Here is an 18,825-nt window from a genome sequence, read left to right on the forward strand (position 1 = left end):
AATTTAAGTGATATCAAGCAAGCATGGCTGTTATGCGCATTAACTTTGCATATAGATTTGATCAAACTTGGTTAAAAGCATATGAATAAACTCATTTTTGTTTTAAATTTTATGGCATAGTAGTTCAAGATTGATCTTGCATCGAAAGCCTATCCTACTTAGGCAAGTTAATAAATTGTCAATCTCTCCTATTGGCCGCGTATCACACATGATGATTGAATTGAATGAATACTGAAAAGAATCTTTATAAAGACTTTGAACACCCTTTTGCACAGTTTATTCGAATTATTGGCAAGGGTAAAAATGGTGCACGTTCTTTAAGTTATGATGAAGCTTATCAAGCATTTACCATGATTCTCAAGCAAGAAGTCCTCGATGTGCAATTGGGTGCTTTTTTAATGCTGTTACGTGTAAAAGAAGAATCTGTTGATGAGCTAGCAGGTTTTGTTCAAGCCACCAAAGATCAGCTTGACTTTAAACCCCTAGCTGTGGATCTGGACTGGTCGTCTTATGCTGGTAAACGTAAACATTATCCGTGGTTCTTACTGTCCGCATTATGCCTAGCACAGCATGGTTATAAAATTGCTATGCATGGTGCGGCAGGCCATACCATTAATCGCCTCTATACCGAACAGGTTTTATCTTTTCTCGGTTATCCTATTTGTCACAATCAACAACAAATTGCACAGCAGTTAGAACAGCAAAACTTTGCCTATTTTCCTTTGGCGGTCATTTCTCCAGTATTAAGTGATTTAATGCTGTTACGTAATATTATGGGACTACGTTCTCCTATTCATACCCTTACACGTTTAATCAACCCCTTTAATGCCAAAGCAACGCTACAGGCTATTTTTCATCCAGCCTATCGTAGCTCACATCAACAGGCAGCTTTTCAGCTAGGTTATCATCATAGTGCTGTAATTAAAGGTGAAGGTGGCGAGTTTGAGCGCAATCCAGATGCAAGAACCCTAATTTGCGGCATTAGAGATGGGGTATTATATGAATATGAATTACCCAAATTAACCGAACAACGCAGTGCAGCAGAAGAACAACTTGATTTACAACAGTTTAAAGCGGTTTGGTTAGGTCAGCAACAACATGAATATGGTGAAATTGCGGTCATTGAAACCATGGGAATCGCGTTGTATACCATGGGTGTGTGTCAAAACTACCCAGATGCCATGCAACAAGCCCTACACTTATGGCAAAATCGCCTACACAACAAATAAAAAAATAAGGCATTGAAAATCAATGCCTTATATTAAAATTCATCATTAAACTGTATTAAACAAAACGAATTGGCTTAAATTCTGGCTCTTCTACGTGTGAATCACAGTGCTCATCTTCTTCTTTACTGCCACGATCAATATAACCACTACGTTCAGTTTCTGGTAAATGTTTAGCTTCCCATACATATACCGCTTGCATACAAATTTGACGCTGTTCTTGCGTCAATGCTACACCATTGGGCCATTTTCCAATTTCAATTGCTGTTTTTAAACGACTAACAATGTCAGGATCAAGTACCGCTAGCATTTGTTCAATATTCATAAATTAATCCTGCTGTTGATGCAAAGAGTCAAAATCTTGATTCCAGCCTAACTTTGTACGGCATGCCATATAAAAGTCATAGCCAGGTGGATGAAGTAAGTTTAATTTATAAGGATGTTTACGAATATGCAAACTATCACCCACACTTAATGACACACTATGCTGCCCATCGGCACTCACCATCGGCAACACACGATTTTCTTGGATTTCTATTTTAATTTCACTTTGCCCCCCCACCACAATTGGTCGTGAAGACAAGGTATGTGGATGCATCGGAACCAATGCTATCGCATCCATACTTGGATGTAATATAGGTCCACCACCCGATAAAGCATAGGCTGTTGAGCCTGTTGGTGTTGAAACGATTAATCCATCACTATGCTGCCGATAGACATATTGACCATCTATATGTAAATCGAAGTCAATCATATGTACCGATTTACCTGAATGCAATACAACATCATTTAAAGCAATTGCTTCATAGATAATTTCACCTTTAGAACGGATTTCCATCTCTAATAAAAAACGGCGATCTAATTGAAACTGCCCATGTAAAACTTGATCAAGTTTAAAAATCACTTCTGTAGGCTTAATATCGGTTAAAAAACCTAAACGGCCTCGATTAATACCAATCACGGGGGTATTAAACCGAACCAGTGCTCGTGCTGCATGTAACAATGATCCATCACCGCCGACCACAATAACCAGATCAACGACTTCGCCCAATAAAGAACGGCTGACGGTTTGTGTATTGCTATAAGAGACCAACTCAGCAGTTGCCATATCAAAAATAGGATGTAAGCCTAAACTTAATAAATGATCATGAATGAGACTTAATGTTTCTCCTACTGAAGATTTACCAGGTCGACCAATAAGTCCAATGTTTCTAAAGTTCTTATGTGAAATTTGCTGCACTGGTAATATCGCTCCCATACGACTTAGTGACTATCATAACATTAACCCACTTAATTTTAAAAAAAATTAAAATCATAAAATATCGCGATATTAAAGTTTAATGTCGCGCTATCATGAGTCGTGTGCTTAAAAATAGCGTGTTTTAAACAACAATGATGACTCAATAAAGCAAATGCTATTGCTAATATTCACAGATTAAATATTGCAAAATATCGAAAAGCTTCGCATGATTAGCAAAATGATTAGAGTTTGATTTATTAATATGAAGTCTGAACGTGGTATTGGCTTATTTGCACTTCTGTTTTCAATTATTGTCATTGGCGCATTTGTTGCCTTTAGTATTTACTTAATTCGGATGGATAATGTTGTCCGGGCAAAATTTGAAGGCAAACGTTGGGATATTCCTGCAAAAGTTTTTGCCCGTCCTTTAGAAATATTCAATAATGCGCCTATCAGTCAAGCTGATTTGATTGAAGAGCTTAAATTACTGGGATATAAAAGTTCAAGTAACTATGCACAAACCGGCCATTATTTTACCGATGCCAACACACTTTATATTCATACCCGTGGCTTTGACTTTGGTGATAGCGTAGAACCAGAACAAGTCCTCAAACTCACCTTTAATCAAGATCAAGTTGTTGAAGTCAGTGCAACCAAACCTTCGAGTACTGGAATTGCACGTCTAGAACCACTGTTAATTGGCGGAATTTATCCACAGCACAATGAAGACCGTGTATTAATTAAGTTAAATAAGGTTCCAAAAACACTGATTGAGGCTTTAATTGCGACCGAAGACCGTAATTTTTATCAGCATCATGGCATCTCCATTCGTGGTACTGCACGTGCTGTTGTCAGCAATATTACTGGTGGTAAACGTCAAGGAGGGTCAACACTCACCCAACAACTGGTTAAAAACTTTTATTTAACGCCTGAAAAAACTTTAAAACGAAAAGTAAATGAAGCACTTATGGCAGTATTAGTGGATTTTCATTATTCTAAAGATGAAATTCTAGAAGCCTATTTAAATGAAGTTAATTTAGGTCAAAATGGCAATTATTCAATTAATGGTTATGGCTTAGCCTCACAATTTTACTTTGGTTTACCACTTAAAGAATTAAATATTGCACAACAGGCTTTTTTAGTCGGATTGGTACAAGGTCCTTCCTTATATAATCCATGGCGCAATCCGGAAGCGGCACTTAAACGTCGTAATATCGTTTTAGACAATATGGTTGTTATGGGCTACCTTTCTGCTGAACAATACAATATTGAAGCTGCACGACCTTTAGGCGTTGTCAACAAACCTTCACTGAGTACTGCCCGTTTCCCTGATTTCCTCGATGTAGTACGACGTCAATTAAAGACAGAATACCAAGAAAGTGATCTCACCAATCAAGGTCTACGTATCTTTACCACCTTAGATCCAGTCACCCAAATTAAAGTCCAAACCTCATTTAAAGCAGCCGTGAATCGTTTATCGAATAGTCAGCCTAAACGATTAAAAGCATTACAAGGTGCGGTGGTACTGACACATCCAGAAAATGGTGAATTAGTTGCTGTTGTTGGCTCAACACAGGATTTTACTGGCTTTAACCGTGCTTTAGACGCAAGACGCCAAGTCGGTTCACTGTTAAAACCAGTGATTTATCTAAATGCCATTGATTCTGGTTTATACAATTGGGCAACACTGATTTCAGATAGTGCTATTTCAATTCCTGTTGAAGGAAAAGCGTGGACACCGAAAAACTATAGTGGTCGTGAACATGGTATGGTGCCAATGGTGCAAGCACTGGCTCACTCTTACAACCTTGCTGCTGTACGTTTAGGACAGGAATTTGGAACAAATGCTTTTAAAAATCAATTAGTCAAATTTGGTATTAATGCAGATCGTATCCCTAATTATCCATCTATCTTTTTAGGTGCTGTCGATTTAACCCCAATTCAGATGGCGACCATTTATGGTAATTTTGCAACTGGTGGTTTTAATTATCCAGTCAAAGCCATTCGCAGCGTTATCGATGCCAAAGGCAGAGTATTAGATCATTACGGCTTAAGTGTACAACAGACCATTAACCCATCTTCAGCGTATATTTTAAATTATGGCTTACAACAGGTCATGAATAGTGGTACAGGTCGTTCAGCTTATAATAGCCTACCAAATGACTTAAAATTAGCAGGTAAATCAGGTACCACCAATGATACCCGCGATTCTTGGTTTGCTGGTTATTCGGGTAATTATACTGCCGTGGTCTGGTTAGGTTTAGATAATAATGCCATTACTGGACTTACTGGCTCATCAGGTGCACTTCCTGTTTGGACCAGTGTCATGAAACAATTAAGACAAAAACCGGTTAACTTACGTCAACCAGATGATGTTGCATGGCATTGGATTGATGTATCTTCAGGTTTACTTTCTGCACAAAGTTGTGCTGGTGCACTTTACATTCCTTTACAAGTCAATAAAGTACCACGTCAAGCAACACCTTGTGGTTTACCTCATTATCAAGTTGATCCTGTCTATGATCCAAATACAGAACAACCCAATACCACTGAACCGGAGTCCGATAGTATTGAGAACTATATTCGTCAAAATGACAGTAATGCGACAGATGACAATCCATTTTAATGATTCAATCCATAATTAATTGAGTGATGACTTTTATAGACAATGAAAAAAATTATTTTAACCTCAGTGCTTAGCTTAACGATGGTCGGCTGTCAAAGCCTATCAACATCGCAGCTAGAAACTCAAAAACCGCCTGTGGCTGTGAGCACAGCACCCGCAGCAACACCGCCATCATCTGGGGTGAAAATTAAACCTTATGAGCAAGAAGAAATTCAACGTAAAAGTATTGCCTTACCGCCTAATGAGCCCAGTAAGGTGACACCACCTCAACCAACACCACCCAAAATTATTTTGCCACAACAACAACAAAATCAACAAAATTTTGATGATGGTCATCAGGTTCCTGCTGTGCGAGGATTATTGCAACAAGCTGAGATAGCCTTACAGCAAAAAAATATTAATCATGCGGAACGTTTAACGCTACAAGCACAGCGTCTAGCACCACAATCTGCACAAAGTTATTTGATTTTGGCGAAAATAGCCTTAATTAAAAATAATCCAGCCAATGCACGTTCACTGGCACAGCGAGGTTTAAGTTTTGCACAGGATAAAAATATACAACGTCAACTCAATCAAATGATTGAACAAACCCAGTAAAACATCCTTGTGTTGGTTGTGATGATCATCAACAAATATACCATTGCTGATGATCAACCATCTATCGATCAGCACTATTGGTGCTGATCGATTAACACTGATCACTTATAAATGTCGAATACCCGCAATACCATGGGCATAATGCTGTAGCGCAACATGTAAATCTTCCGCTTTTACACCACCTAATGCATATACCGCTAAATCAGCTTGCTGCGCTAACTGTGCAAAACCAGACCAACCTAACCCCTTACTATCTGGATGCGATTCGGTTGCCAAAACTGGACTGAGAAATGCTGCTTCACAACCTATTTGCTGCGCATAAGATAAACTGATCTGATCATGACATGATGCAATAGCAGGTATATCTCGTGATAAATCGCCCAACTTAAGCTGCATCAATTGATCATGCTTAATTTGTATTGCTGCAACCATATTTTGTTGTAATTCAGACAATTGTTTCCATACATCAATATTAACGATTAAACATGACAACTGTTCTGGACTATAATCTGCTAATAATTGAGCATATTTAATCTCAGTTGCAGGACGCCAATAAAAATATTGACCAGCATTTAACTGATTCAAGGCGCGAATATCTTCAGAAATTTTAATCTGTTTAGGCCAACTTAAACGCTTAATCATACGTTTATTGGCTGTAGGAAAATTTAAATCTACTAATTCATCACGGCGATACCAAGCCCATGGTGCTTGAATCACATCAAGATCTGCAGCGTGCAGATAACTTAAAAAGAAATGTAGATGTACAATAATATCTTCATATTCATGAGCAATACAATTTAAAGCAATCAACTGCTTTAATTGTACTCCTACTTCTTCAAATACTTCTCGAACACAAGCATCCCTAGGTGTTTCACCAACTTCCACTTTACCGCCGGGAAACTCATATTTATTTCCTTGATGCTGATCTGCTTTTCTCCAACCCACAAGAATGCGATTCTGATGTATCAAAATAGCGATTGATACATGTAAATCAGGCTTGGCCATATACTTTTCCAATTGCGATGAATGACCTTAGTTTAAGCGAATCTTATTTTTTTATAAATTATCTCAAGAATAGATTGACGATCTATTCGATAATGATTATCATTTAAATCGTTCAAATAACTATACCACGGAGCCAACAGCCATGAATACACCATTTAGCTTATTTACACGTAATACTTCTGCACATTCATTACCCATGCTACATTCTAATAACCTTTTTGCATTAGGTCGTGAAATCCGCATTATGCATGCAGGAGAAGAATATCGCTTACGTTTAACACGTAACAATCGTTTAATTCTCACTAAATAAACATCTAATAACTTTATATTTTATAATAATAATCGTGGGAATAAGCAGTATAGGATCACACTATACTGTTTTTTTTATTAAGATATCTGCTGATCACATCTCTGCGACATCACAAAGCGATGATCTCGGTAGACTCAATACCACTTTTAAGCCGCCATAAGATACTGAAGATTGAAATATGATATGGCCTTGGTGTAACTCCATAATCTTTTTACAAATTGATAATCCCAAACCAGAACCTGATGTTTTAGTCCCGAGAGCACGATAAAAGCGTTCACCTAAATGCTCTAGCACTTGCGCTGTTAACTGTGTTCCTGAATCTTCAATACATACTTCAACCTGATCTGCAGTTATATGAAAACTAACCACAATGTGTCCATCCTCATTTTCATAGCGTATCGCATTATCCAAAATATTACGGATACAGGTATAGATCAGTTCTTGATTGGCCACAATATGTAACTGTTGATCTTGTATGCTGTAACTCAGCCGTTTTTGCGTCATAAAAGGTTGTAAGCTTTTAAAAGCTTCCATTGTCACGTTATACAAGTTCACTGTACTCTTGGGTAATTTAGGCGATCCTGTTGGATCTAAACGGGCCAAAAGAAGCAAATTTTCAAGAATATGTTGACTGCGATTCATATCAGTTTGTATTTGCTTAATGTCATATTGCAAATCAGGATATTGTTGATATTTTCGTTGCAACAGCTGCAACCGCATTTGCATGGCAGACAGCGGAGAACGTAATTCATGTGAAGCATCTGCAGTAAAGCGCTGCTCTGCTAACATCGATGCTTTTAACTTGAGTAATAATTGATTTAACTGTGCGACTATCGGCTGTAATTCAACGATTTGAACTGGTTCCTGTACAATTGGTTCTAAATGTTCTGCATCTCTTTTAGCAATCTTATTTGATAAACCATGAATATTGGAAAAGTGTTTTTTAATTGCAAAATGTACAAAGGCCCATTGTAAAAACCAAAGTAAAATTAAAGCAAACAAATAGAGACTAATACTTTGCAATAACTCTTCAAACCGAAAACTCAAGGGTTGCATTGCCAATGCATAAAATTGTGGATCATCTTCATAATTCTTGTAGATTCGCCATAAACCATGCTCAAACCAGATATATGAATAGCCAGAATCTAACTGCGCTAACTTGGCCATCTCTTTATGATCAGGAAAATCTTTTGATGCTGTTAACAGATGATCTTGATGGATTAATTGATATGCAATTTCAAACTCATCACTTAAACCATCAATTTGTGTGCCCGTATGATCACTCAGGTCTGTCGTTAATAGCACATCTGTAATTTCATCCATAATTTCATCATTAATGGACATCATTTGATATGAACTAATCGCCAATAGCAAAATAAAAGCCACAAAACCAGCAGCAACAGAACTCAATACTGAGCTTTTGACCAGTTGTTTTTGTAGCGAAATTTTATGAATTCTGTGCATTATTCTAGACTCATCTGATAGCCTAACCCTCGAATGGTCTTAATTGCCTTTGCACCAATTTTCTTTCTTAGTTGATAAATAAATACTTCTATTGCATTACTTTCAATTTCACCCCCCCATGCATATAACGATTCTTCAAGCTGCTCTCGAGTAATGACATGTTGTGGTTTTTGCATTAATTTATATAAAATTTGAAACTCTTTGGCTGTTAAGCTCACCATCTGACCTGCAACAAAAACCTGTTTTGCTTGAGTGTCTAATACAATCGTGCCACATTGAATTTGTCTGGTTGGATGACTTTGTTTTTGTCTTAACTGGTTACGTATTCGAGCAGACAATTCTTCTAAACTAAAAGGTTTTACCAAATAATCATTGGCCCCGAGATCCAGACCTTGTACACGATCATGAATACTGTCTTTCGCTGTAATAAAGATGATGGCGACATCTGGTCTTTGATGGCGTAAATGCTGTATCACTTCATCACCTGTCAGTTTGGGCAATCCCCTATCTAATAAAACACAGTCATATTCATGTTGAGCTATAGCAGCTAATACATGATCACCCTGTTCAACCCAATCAACACTATAGCCATCCATTTCTAACCAATGTTTAATACTTTCAGCCTGTGATGGATCATCTTCTGCCAGTAATATTCTCATCACAATCCTCCTTTTTCACTGATATGACGTTCATCTTGATCGTATACAATCATCCAGTATGATTTTTATGATGATCTATCAGCGATTCCATCAACATCAAAACCAAAAGATAATGACTCACAGACCAAGCATAGTGCAGTAGTTCGAATAAATATAGATTTTTTGTCTATAGCGGATGCTGTTAAATAGTCTTTCTATTGTTTTAATAATAAAAAACCACATGCCAGACATGTGGTTTTTATGATCAAGGATTATATATCCTTAGATCACTCAGCATAATTTAGTCAAACTTGACAGCATCAACATCGATTTCAACGCGTTTAAGTGGTTTATAATCAACATCTACCTCTCCGATCAGTGTGACTGGCGTTTTGGCTGAAATAGGTTTACCCTGCCACAACTCATCATCGATATCCACTGTAATACTGCCCGTACGATCTTTAAACTGATACTTTTCATCACCCATCGATTTTACGACATAGCCTTTAAGTTCAACTTGACTATCATCTTGCATATTCAATGCTTGATTTACTGTCACTTTTTTATGTATAGCATTTTGGTTCACTACGGTATTTGCCAAAGTCAATGTGGTGACAGACACTAACGCCAAACTTAAAATCAATGTAGAAACTAATTTCATAATTGTTACCTCTTGTTATTGCATCATTTCAATAGCATCATTAAAACAAATTAAAATGAGGTGAATCTTAAGATTGAAAAAATAACTTGATCAATCTCACTACAACATAAAAAATTTCGTGCTTATTATTGAGCGTGTGCATTCAAGCGGTTTCTCTGTAGATTGAGTTGAGCTTCACTTGCCAAAAAATATAGATGATCTACGCTTAGCTCTTCAACGCCACACTCAGATCAATAAAAAAACGACTCACGCTAAGGGATAGCACTTCAATTGATGAATTTGATACGGGCTAGCCTGTATTAAAGATTGGGCTTTAAGTGAATTTTTTCAAGCTATCATTGTGCTAGTCATGCTGTAGTGTCGATTGCAAAATTTATATCGTGACGTATTATTTCTACTATTGCTACAGCATGATAGCGCATCTTTATGATCAAAATGGGGCAGCAACACCATGCCATACAATAAAAGAGATCACCATACACCATATTCACTTGATTAAGCTTTTGGTAAGCACTGCTATATCTCAATGCTGTGCAATGATAGCAGTGCTCGATCAGGACTCATGTGTTCAGCCATGCAAACCTTTAGCTAATGATATGCGTTAAGGCCACTACCTGAATCGTAGTTAAGGTACTCTTAAACTGGATGTTCACATTGGCAAACCGCATACCATAAATACGTTCTGGATCATGTTGATACGCTGGCTTGGGATCTAAAGATAAAATTTGTTCTATTTCATCCACCTCACGCAAATTGATCTGCTGTTGTTGTAACAATAATTGCCTGTCAGCAATCGCATCCTGTTGCCAAAGTACCTGTTTTCTCAATGGCTCCTGCTGAGCGTAAGCACTCTGTGCATCGATGACCGCATCTGAATATTGAATATAAGGTTTAATATCAAGAATTGGCGTACCATGTAATAAATCACTTCCTGATAGATAAACTCGTAAACGATTGCCAATCTTTTTAACCGCTTTAAGTTGAACAACAGATAATCCAATCGGTGATGGACGATACATACTGCGTGTAGCAAAAACGCCTATTTTTTTGTTTCCCCCTAAACGCGGTGGACGTACTTGAGGACGAAAACCTGTATCTTTTTGCGATTTATTATCGTGAAATTGCCAAATTAACCATAAATGGCTAAATTCGCTGATACCTTCAAATGCCAACATATCATCATAGGGAGCCGTCATTTCAATATAGGATTCTATATCCACTAAATTAGGTTGCCGAGGTATACCAAATTTTTCACGGTAAGGTGTATGCATATAGCCAATAATCGGTAAATTTACAACATTCATCATCAATTTTTCTGATAAGTTCAATTAAATATATTCAGTTTATCGGGAATGATTTTAGATTAGAATAGTACACTGTTCTAATTTGATAATTTATTGAGACCTTTCATGGCTGCTTTTAACGTCGAAAAGATTACTCACGTACACCACTGGAATGACACACTATTCTCTTTTAAAACAACTCGTGATGTGGCATTACGTTTTAAGAATGGTCAATTTGTCATGATCGGCCTTGAAGTGAATGGTAAGCCATTAATGCGTGCTTACTCAATTGCCAGTGCTAACTATGAAGAAGAATTAGAGTTCTTTTCTATTAAAGTACCTGATGGTCCACTGACTTCTATTTTACAGCAAGTTAAAGTTGGGGATGAAATTTTAATTTCTAAAAAACCAACAGGTACTTTAGTACTGGATGATTTAAATCCAGGTAAAAATTTATATCTATTGTCTTCTGGTACAGGTCTTGCACCATTCCTTTCGGTCATTCGTGATCCAGAAACTTACGACCGCTTTGAAAAAGTGATTGTGGTACATGGTACTCGTTTTATTTCTGAATTAGCATATCAAGACTTAATTCTAAATGAGTTACCTAATCATGAATTTTTTGAAGAATTAGGAATTAAAGATAAACTGGTTTATTACCCGACAGTGACACGTGAGGAATATCCAAATCAAGGGCGTGTTACCACCGTCATTGAATCTGGTGAACTATTTGAAAAAATAGGTTTACCACGCTTTAATCCTGAAACTGATCGTGCCATGTTATGTGGTAGTCCGGCATTCTTGGATGATGTTGCTGCACTGTTAGACCAACATGGTTTAAAAGAATCTCCACGTATGGGCGTTTTAGGGGATTATGTTATTGAACGTGCTTTTGTTGAAAAATAATTTCTGATCTCATCCTTATAGTGTTAAAGAGATCAATAGCACCAATAGCAGCGCATTTAAAAAAACCGAGATATGTCTCGGTTTTTTTAATGCTAGTTTTCAATATAATACTATTATTTTTAGTTACATCTGAAGGTTACTCACCCTGTTCGAGATGATTTAAAATTGCGCAATCTGCACGATGATCTCCTGAACAATGATCTACAGAATGCTGTAACCAATCCACCATCTGTTGTAATTGGTCAATTTTTTGCTTTAATGCTGCAATATGTTGTAATGCCAACTGTTTGACCTCAACACTTTGCCGCTGTGGATTTTTCCATAAAGATAGCAATGCTTTCATTTGCTCAGAGGAAAAATCTAATTCACGCGCGTGCTTTAAAAAACTCAATATTTTGACATCTTGTTCGCAATAGATACGATAACCTGCATCTGAACGTTTTACCGAATCAAGTAAACCAATCTGCTCATAATAACGAATCATTTTACGCGAAATACCTGATTGCTGAGCTACTTGACCAATATTCATGTCTCACCTCTTGATATGGAGCAGGTTAAAGTTCTGTCTTGATCCGATGGGTATCATTTCTCTGTCGTCATTATTTTGGGCTGAAAATACTTTAAGCGCAAAGCATTTGTTAAGACAAAAATTGAGGAAAATGCCATCGCTCCTGCCGCAAAAATAGGAGACAACAATAAACCAAATGCTGGATACAATACACCAGCAGCAATTGGAATTAAGGCAATATTATAGATAAATGCCCAAAATAAATTTTGCCGGATATTGCGAATAGTCGCTTGGCTTAAAGCAATTGCATTCGGTACACCTTGCAAACTACCCGACATTAATACCACTTCTGCTGCCTCAATGGCGACATCTGTTCCCGTACCAATCGCTAATCCAACATCTGCTTGTGCCAAAGCAGGTGCATCATTAATACCATCACCGACAAAAGCAACTCGACCATATTGCTGCTGTAATTGACGGACCGCATCAACTTTACCCTCTGGTAAAACCTCAGCCACCACGTGATCAATCGATAAACGTGAAGCAATCGCCTGTGCAGTATGGCGGTTGTCACCCGTAATCATTGCAACCTTTAAACCCAATTGATGTAATGCACGGATTGCCGCATAAGTGGTTTCTTTAATAGGGTCAGCCACTGCAATAATCGCTGCAAGTTTATGTTCGATGGCAACATAAATAGGCGTCTTACCCTCTTGTGCTAAACGTGTTGCCTCAGTTTGAAACTGTGCAATATCTAAACCTAATTTTTGCATATAACGATCGGCGCCAATTTGCACTGATTGTCCTGCAACGGTGGCATTAATACCAAATCCTGTAACACTTTCGAATGCATGAATAGGCAATAATGTTATATTTTGCTGTTGTGCAGCCTGTACAATTGCTAAGGCAATCGGATGTTCAGATTTCGCCTCAACTGAAGCAGTCAAAGCCAATACATGTTGTCGCTCGAAGTCTGCCAATACATAAAAATCACTTAAGGTCGGCTTACCTTCAGTTAAAGTGCCAGTTTTATCGACTGCAACCACCTGTACATCTTGTAAGAGCTGTAATGCTTCACCTTGACGAAATAAAATCCCCATTTCTGCACCACGCCCTGTACCCACCATAATTGATGTTGGGGTCGCCAATCCCATGGCACATGGACAAGCAATGATTAATACCGCAACCGCATTCACTAAGCTCAAACTTAAGGCTGGCTCAGGACCAAAAACAAACCAGACTACAAATGTTAAAGCAGCTAATAACATAACGACTGGCACAAACCACATCGTGACTTGATCAACTAAGGCCTGAATAGGGAGTTTAGATCCTTGGGCTTGCTCAACCATATGAATGATTTGTGCTAACACAGATGACTCACCTGTAGCGGTAACACGAATATTCAGTGTACCTTTTTGATTCACTGTACCACCGACAACACGATCACCTACACGTTTCGCAACAGGAATAGGCTCTCCTGTAATCATCGACTCATCAATATAACTCTTGCCTTCAATGACTTCACCATCCACAGGTATCCGTTCACCGGGACGAATTTCAACCACCATACCTGTCGTTACATCAGCAATTGCCATTTCAATGATTTGTCCATTTTGAGATACACGTGCTGTTTTGGCCTGCATACCAATTAAATGCTGAATGGCTTGAAATGTTCGACCTTTGGCTTTTGCCTCAAAATATCGCCCTAATAGAATAAGCGCCACGATAACAGCTGCCGCCTCATAATAAACATATACCGTTCCTACAGGCAGTAATGCTGGGCTAAAGGTTGCGATCACAGAGAAACCATAGGCTGCCAATGTTCCCACAGCAACCAGTGAATTCATATCTGGCGCGAATCGTAATAAGGCAGGAATACCCTTGAGATAAAAACGACGACCAGGAAACAGTAAAATCAATGTGGTTAAAACAAATTGAATCAACCAACTTTGTTGTGTTCCTAAATGCTGCATGATCCAAACATGAAAAGGCGGAATTAAATGAGCACCCATTTCTAAAATAAAAACAGGTAATGCTAAAATACACGCCAGTATTAAATCTCTTTTCAACTGTTGCTGTGCCAAAGCTTTTTGATTTTCTTGCGCCTGTTGATCGTGTTGATCCTGCTGTACAATTTTGGCTGTATAACCAATTTTTTCAACTGCTTGAATAAGTTGCTGAGGTTGTAAAGATGCTCCTGCTTGAATGGTTGCACGTTCAGTCGCGAGATTGACTGTTGCCTGCTGCACACCAGCCACTTTTTGCAATGCTTTTTCTACTCGTGCAACACAAGAAGCACACGTCATACCCTCAATCATCAACTCAATTGGCGCTGTAGTCACGACATCAAATCCTGCACGTTGAACAGCTTGGGTCAGGACTTGAATATCAATCGGATGCACCGCATAAATAACGGCTTTTTCTGTCGCGAGATTAACTTGAGCATCATTAACTCCCGGCACTTTTTTTAATGCCTTTTCAACGCGACCAACACAAGAAGCACAGGTCATGCCCTCAATTGATAATGTTTCAATATAAGGAGAGGATGTTTTTGATTTTTCGTTCATTATAACCTCTGTGATTATTGATGTAGTTGTCACAGCATATAGATTGACATCATGGTAAGGTCAAGTATTTGCTTTACAAAATAAACTTGACCTTACCATGATGACAAGGTTTAAACTCTTGCTGTCATCTTAAATAAAAATGGAATATTCACATGCAATTATTAATTGAAAGTATGACTTGTGGCGGCTGTGCACGTGGTGTAACGGCTATTATTCACGAGCTTGATCCCAACGCTCAAGTCAATATTGATGTCCCAAACAAAATCGTAACGATCGACAACACAACTTGTATTGAACAAATTTTATTGGCTTTAGCAGAAGATGGTTTTGCTGCGCAAGTTCAATCCAGCTAAAGTCTATTGCCACCTAAATTATTAGGTGGCCTATTTATATTCAACACATCTCAATCTTTGATTAGTCAAAACCCCATTATCAGCAAATAATCAGCAACTAAATAATGATTATTTATCCATTAAAGCTTCAACCGGTTTAAGATTTGCAGCACGGTTTGCAGGAAGATAGCCAAACATCAAGCCAATCACGGATGCAAAAATCAAAGCAGATAATGGAATCCACCATGAAAATATCATTTTATATTCGGAACTAAAAAAATTAAAAATCTGGCATGCAATAAAGGTCAGTGTCACACCAATGACTCCACCCAATAAGCATAAAACCATCGCTTCTATTAAAAATTGCATCCGTATATCATGCTTTTTAGCACCGATTGCCATTTTTAAACCAATTTCCTTAATTCTTTCAGTCACTGCAACCAGCATCATATTCATTACACCAATCCCGCCCACCACCAGTGAAATAAAAGCCACAGCGAATATAAAATAGCTGATGGTATTCATATATTTCTCTAGGGTTTTAAGTGCTTCATCGCTACTAAAAATCTGGAAGTCTTCAATTTGATGACGTGCAATTAATATTTTTCTGATCTGATCTTCTGCATGTTTAGATAGAGCATTTTCTCGAAGTACCACAATCATGCCACTTAATAAAGTTAATCTCGACATTTGCCTTTGTAATGTTGTATTCGGTATCCACACCGAAGGTGCACCATTGCTATAATTATTCTTTACAACCCCTACGACTTCATATAGCTGCTTGTTCAATAAAACTGTTTGATGTAATGCTGCCTTATGCTGTAAGAAAAGTTTTTGAGCCGCTTGCTCATCAATCACGATGACCTTTGCAGCTGTTTTGACATCATTTTGAGTAATAAATCGGCCATGTGCCAAAGACAAATCAAAAATTTTAAGCCCATAATCATCAGCACCCTGTGCACTTATCGCCAAACTTCTATTGGCATAAATTAATTTACCTGAGGTACCGATATAAGGTGAAATATGCATGACTTCAGCCACATCTTTAAGTGCAGTAATATCATCAAAATTCAAACGACTGGATGATGCATCTAAATCATTTTGACCTGGATAGATTGTTAAAGTAGTTTGTGTAAATCCATTCCAATCATGTAGAAATTTTTGACGTGTGCCATTACCCAGCGCAACAATCATCGTTACTGAACAAATGCCGATAATCATACCCAGCATGGTTAAAAATGCCCGTAATCGATTTAACCAGATCGAATGAATGGACATTTTTACCACGGCAAAAAACTGTGTCAGCCAACTGAATTTCCTGACTGGTCGCAATTTATCGATCCTTGCCGCTGCAGGAATCTGATCTGATTTTTTTTGGTCTGATAAAAGTGTACCATCTTTAATTTCAATCACCCGATTTGCACGTTTAGCAACCTGCGGATCATGCGTGACCAGAATAATCGTATGGCCCTGCTGATGCAGTTTTTCTAAAATTTGTAGTACTATTTCACCACTTTTAGAATCTAAAGCACCGGTAGGTTCATCAGCCAGAATCACCTCGCCTCCATTCATTAATGCACGAGCAATACTGATCCGTTGCTGTTGCCCACCAGATAACTGATTGGATCTACTGTTATATTTATCTGGCAAATCTAATGCCTTAAGCAGCTTCATTGCACGCGCTTGGCGCGTCTGTACATCAAGATTTAGATAAACCGCTGGTAATAACACATTTTCCAGTGCACTGAGTGAATTTAATAAGTTATATCTTTGAAATACAAAACCAAAACTTTTTAATCTTAATTCAGCTAGATCATCAGGACAAAGTCGGCTAATTGCTTGACCGCGAAAAAAAATTTCACCTGAAGTCGCTAAATCTAAACAGCCCAATAAGTTCATCAGGGTAGACTTACCTGACCCCGATTGTCCAATAATCGCAATATATTCTCCCTGCTCAATCGATAAATTAATATCTTTTAAAACATGTTGCTGATTGTGCTGTGGGCCCATGAACTGATTAATATTTTTAAGCTCTATCAGCACAGCGTTCGTTGTAGTACTGCAACTCATAGCGTACTGCCTTTGCTTTCCAAGTTTTCTTCTTGCTGAAAGTCAGTCAATACGCTTTCGCCTGCTTTTAATCCATCAAGCACTTCAATTTGATTGAGATTTGATATCCCAGTTTTAATTTTTCTCAAGCTAATTTTGTGATTTTCTCCATACATAGCAACCAAAGCTTGATCTGCACTGGTTGCAAAAATTGCACTTTTAGGAATTGTCAGGATATTTTTCTTTTGCTGAAGAATAATTTCATTTTGAGTTGTCATACCAATGCTTAATATGTGATGCGGATTTTTAACAATCATTCGCGCATAGTAATAAACGGCTACATCGGCATTTTCAGTTTTATGGTCATAAATGCCTTTACTCAATGCAGTTAATGCCGGATCAATACTAATAATTTTCCCATTCAGTTTTATATCTGGATTTGCAAGCGTACTAAAAATCACAGGCATATTGGGCTTAAGCTTAGTATAATCACCTTCAGCGATCTGCATACGTACTTCCATCTGTTGTAAATTTGCAATTACTGCAATCAGTGGTGTTGTTTGCGCAAAATTAATCGTTTGTCCTTCTTTAATCGGCAGAGAAACAATCGTACCTGTCAGTGGCGATTTGATCTGGGTATAAGCCAATTCTGTTTTTGCTGTATTTACATTAATTTGCAATTGTTTAATGCGCAATTTCGCCATTTGTACGGCCATTTCTTGTTGTTTTAAATGATTTTCGGCTTGTTCAAGTAATTCTTTAGATTCAGCCTGAACTTGATAAAGTGTCTTCTTCCGGATGAAACTCTTTTCTGCTGTCAGTAATAACATGTTTTTAGCCACTAAATCTGCTTGTGCAGATTCCAGTTCGGCTTTACTCATGTTCAATTTGTCATACTGAGTCTTGGCGTCAATTTCAACCAGAAGATCACCTTTTTTCACAGCTTGGCCCAATTGAACATGTAGTTTTAAAATTTGACCAGAAACCTGAGCACCCACAGAGACCAGCTCAGTTGCATAAACTTCACCAATGGCTTTTACCGATTCAGTGATATCATGACGCTGCACCAGACTTGTACTTGGCGGGATTTTATTTGCCTGCTTTTTTTGATCATAATAGCCAAAAATGATAACCACACTTAATACCAGCAAAAACACCAGCAAAACTAAAATTAATTTTTTTCTTATCATCATAAAGTCATATAAATAAATTATTAAAAATAAATACTTTAAAGTTAATTAAACCCCAAAGTAACCGAAATATCATTTCATCAATTTCAGCCAATATGTTATTCAAGCGCGTCAAAAAACAAGATCCAATTCAAATCAAACGATCCTTAATAGCGTGTAATCTGATGCACGTGTTTTATCGCTGTTTTATCGTATTTAAATCAGTTACTTGATATATTATTGG

The 18,825-nt window shown here is 37.7% G+C and carries 17 protein-coding genes; 6 read left to right on the plus strand and 11 right to left on the minus strand.

The window, feature by feature from the left end; genetic code table 11:
* The first annotated feature begins 224 nt into the window (after nt 1–224).
* Nucleotides 225–1,229 (plus strand): glycosyl transferase family protein, encoded by a 1,005-nt coding sequence (locus QSG86_RS13000; RefSeq protein WP_317031888.1) that lies wholly within the window; start codon nt 225–227, stop codon nt 1,227–1,229.
* 55 nt (nt 1,230–1,284) lie between these two features.
* Here QSG86_RS13000 and QSG86_RS13005 read toward each other — a convergent pair whose 3' ends face one another.
* On the minus strand, nt 1,285–1,551 hold the full coding sequence (locus QSG86_RS13005; protein ID WP_317031889.1) for a YeaC family protein: 267 nt from the start codon (nt 1,549–1,551) through the stop codon (nt 1,285–1,287).
* Nucleotides 1,552–1,554: 3 nt separating this feature from the next.
* Nucleotides 1,555–2,484: an NAD(+) kinase gene (locus QSG86_RS13010; RefSeq protein WP_317031890.1), complete on the minus strand. Its 930-nt coding sequence runs from the start codon at nt 2,482–2,484 to the stop codon at nt 1,555–1,557.
* 244 nt (nt 2,485–2,728) lie between these two features.
* On the opposite strand from QSG86_RS13010, the gene mrcB reads away from it, so the two are divergent.
* Nucleotides 2,729–5,092 (plus strand): penicillin-binding protein 1B, encoded by a 2,364-nt coding sequence (gene mrcB, locus QSG86_RS13015; RefSeq protein ID WP_317031891.1) that lies wholly within the window; start codon nt 2,729–2,731, stop codon nt 5,090–5,092.
* Nucleotides 5,093–5,134: 42 nt separating this feature from the next.
* Nucleotides 5,135–5,689, plus strand: a complete 555-nt coding sequence (locus QSG86_RS13020) for a tetratricopeptide repeat protein (protein ID WP_317031892.1) — start codon at nt 5,135–5,137, stop codon at nt 5,687–5,689.
* Nucleotides 5,690–5,794: 105 nt separating this feature from the next.
* On the opposite strand, the gene QSG86_RS13025 is transcribed toward QSG86_RS13020, so the two are convergent.
* The gene (locus QSG86_RS13025; RefSeq protein WP_317031893.1) at nt 5,795–6,694 is read right to left on the minus strand and encodes an NUDIX domain-containing protein; all 900 of its coding nucleotides are present in this window, start codon (nt 6,692–6,694) and stop codon (nt 5,795–5,797) included.
* A 142-nt stretch (nt 6,695–6,836) separates the two neighbouring features.
* Here QSG86_RS13025 and hemP point away from each other — a divergent pair, with 142 nt between their 5' ends.
* Nucleotides 6,837–7,004 carry a hemin uptake protein HemP gene (gene hemP / locus QSG86_RS13030; protein ID WP_317031894.1) on the plus strand — a complete coding sequence of 56 codons (168 nt, stop codon included), beginning with the start codon at nt 6,837–6,839 and terminating at the stop codon, nt 7,002–7,004.
* A gap of 93 nt (nt 7,005–7,097) precedes the next feature.
* Here the strand turns inward: hemP and QSG86_RS13035 are convergent, their stop codons facing one another.
* The 4 genes from QSG86_RS13035 to tsaA all read right to left on the minus strand — a co-directional run bounded on the left by QSG86_RS13035 (nt 7,098) and on the right by tsaA (nt 11,074).
* Complete coding sequence (locus QSG86_RS13035) at nt 7,098–8,468, minus strand: HAMP domain-containing sensor histidine kinase (protein ID WP_317031895.1); 1,371 nt, start codon at nt 8,466–8,468, stop codon at nt 7,098–7,100.
* The gene (locus QSG86_RS13040; RefSeq protein ID WP_317031896.1) at nt 8,468–9,127 is read right to left on the minus strand and encodes a response regulator transcription factor; all 660 of its coding nucleotides are present in this window, start codon (nt 9,125–9,127) and stop codon (nt 8,468–8,470) included. The genes QSG86_RS13035 and QSG86_RS13040 overlap by 1 nt, the downstream gene beginning before the upstream one ends.
* Nucleotides 9,128–9,407: 280 nt before the next feature.
* Nucleotides 9,408–9,767 carry a NirD/YgiW/YdeI family stress tolerance protein gene (locus tag QSG86_RS13045; RefSeq protein ID WP_317031897.1) on the minus strand — a complete coding sequence of 120 codons (360 nt, stop codon included), beginning with the start codon at nt 9,765–9,767 and terminating at the stop codon, nt 9,408–9,410.
* 584 nt (nt 9,768–10,351) lie between these two features.
* Nucleotides 10,352–11,074 carry a tRNA (N6-threonylcarbamoyladenosine(37)-N6)-methyltransferase TrmO gene (gene tsaA / locus QSG86_RS13050; protein WP_317031898.1) on the minus strand — a complete coding sequence of 241 codons (723 nt, stop codon included), beginning with the start codon at nt 11,072–11,074 and terminating at the stop codon, nt 10,352–10,354.
* Nucleotides 11,075–11,176: 102 nt separating this feature from the next.
* Here tsaA and QSG86_RS13055 point away from each other — a divergent pair, with 102 nt between their 5' ends.
* The gene (locus tag QSG86_RS13055; RefSeq protein ID WP_317031899.1) at nt 11,177–11,956 is read left to right on the plus strand and encodes a ferredoxin--NADP reductase; all 780 of its coding nucleotides are present in this window, start codon (nt 11,177–11,179) and stop codon (nt 11,954–11,956) included.
* Nucleotides 11,957–12,092: 136 nt separating this feature from the next.
* Here QSG86_RS13055 and cueR read toward each other — a convergent pair whose 3' ends face one another.
* Together cueR and QSG86_RS13065 are read right to left on the minus strand one after the other, a co-directional pair.
* On the minus strand, nt 12,093–12,485 hold the full coding sequence (gene cueR, locus QSG86_RS13060; protein WP_317031900.1) for a Cu(I)-responsive transcriptional regulator: 393 nt from the start codon (nt 12,483–12,485) through the stop codon (nt 12,093–12,095).
* A 53-nt stretch (nt 12,486–12,538) separates the two neighbouring features.
* Complete coding sequence (locus tag QSG86_RS13065; protein ID WP_317031901.1) at nt 12,539–15,031, minus strand: heavy metal translocating P-type ATPase; 2,493 nt, start codon at nt 15,029–15,031, stop codon at nt 12,539–12,541.
* A gap of 152 nt (nt 15,032–15,183) precedes the next feature.
* On the opposite strand from QSG86_RS13065, the gene QSG86_RS13070 reads away from it, so the two are divergent.
* Nucleotides 15,184–15,384 (plus strand): heavy-metal-associated domain-containing protein, encoded by a 201-nt coding sequence (locus QSG86_RS13070; protein ID WP_317031902.1) that lies wholly within the window; start codon nt 15,184–15,186, stop codon nt 15,382–15,384.
* A 108-nt stretch (nt 15,385–15,492) separates the two neighbouring features.
* Here QSG86_RS13070 and QSG86_RS13075 read toward each other — a convergent pair whose 3' ends face one another.
* Nucleotides 15,493–17,433 (minus strand): ABC transporter permease, encoded by a 1,941-nt coding sequence (locus QSG86_RS13075; RefSeq protein ID WP_317031903.1) that lies wholly within the window; start codon nt 17,431–17,433, stop codon nt 15,493–15,495.
* Nucleotides 17,430–18,548, minus strand: a complete 1,119-nt coding sequence (locus QSG86_RS13080) for an efflux RND transporter periplasmic adaptor subunit (RefSeq protein ID WP_317031904.1) — start codon at nt 18,546–18,548, stop codon at nt 17,430–17,432. Before QSG86_RS13080 ends, QSG86_RS13075 begins: the two co-directional genes overlap by 4 nt.
* Nucleotides 18,549–18,825 lie beyond the last annotated feature (277 nt).

Source organism: Acinetobacter sp. SAAs474 (assembly GCF_032823475.1).
GTDB lineage: Bacteria > Pseudomonadota > Gammaproteobacteria > Pseudomonadales > Moraxellaceae > Acinetobacter.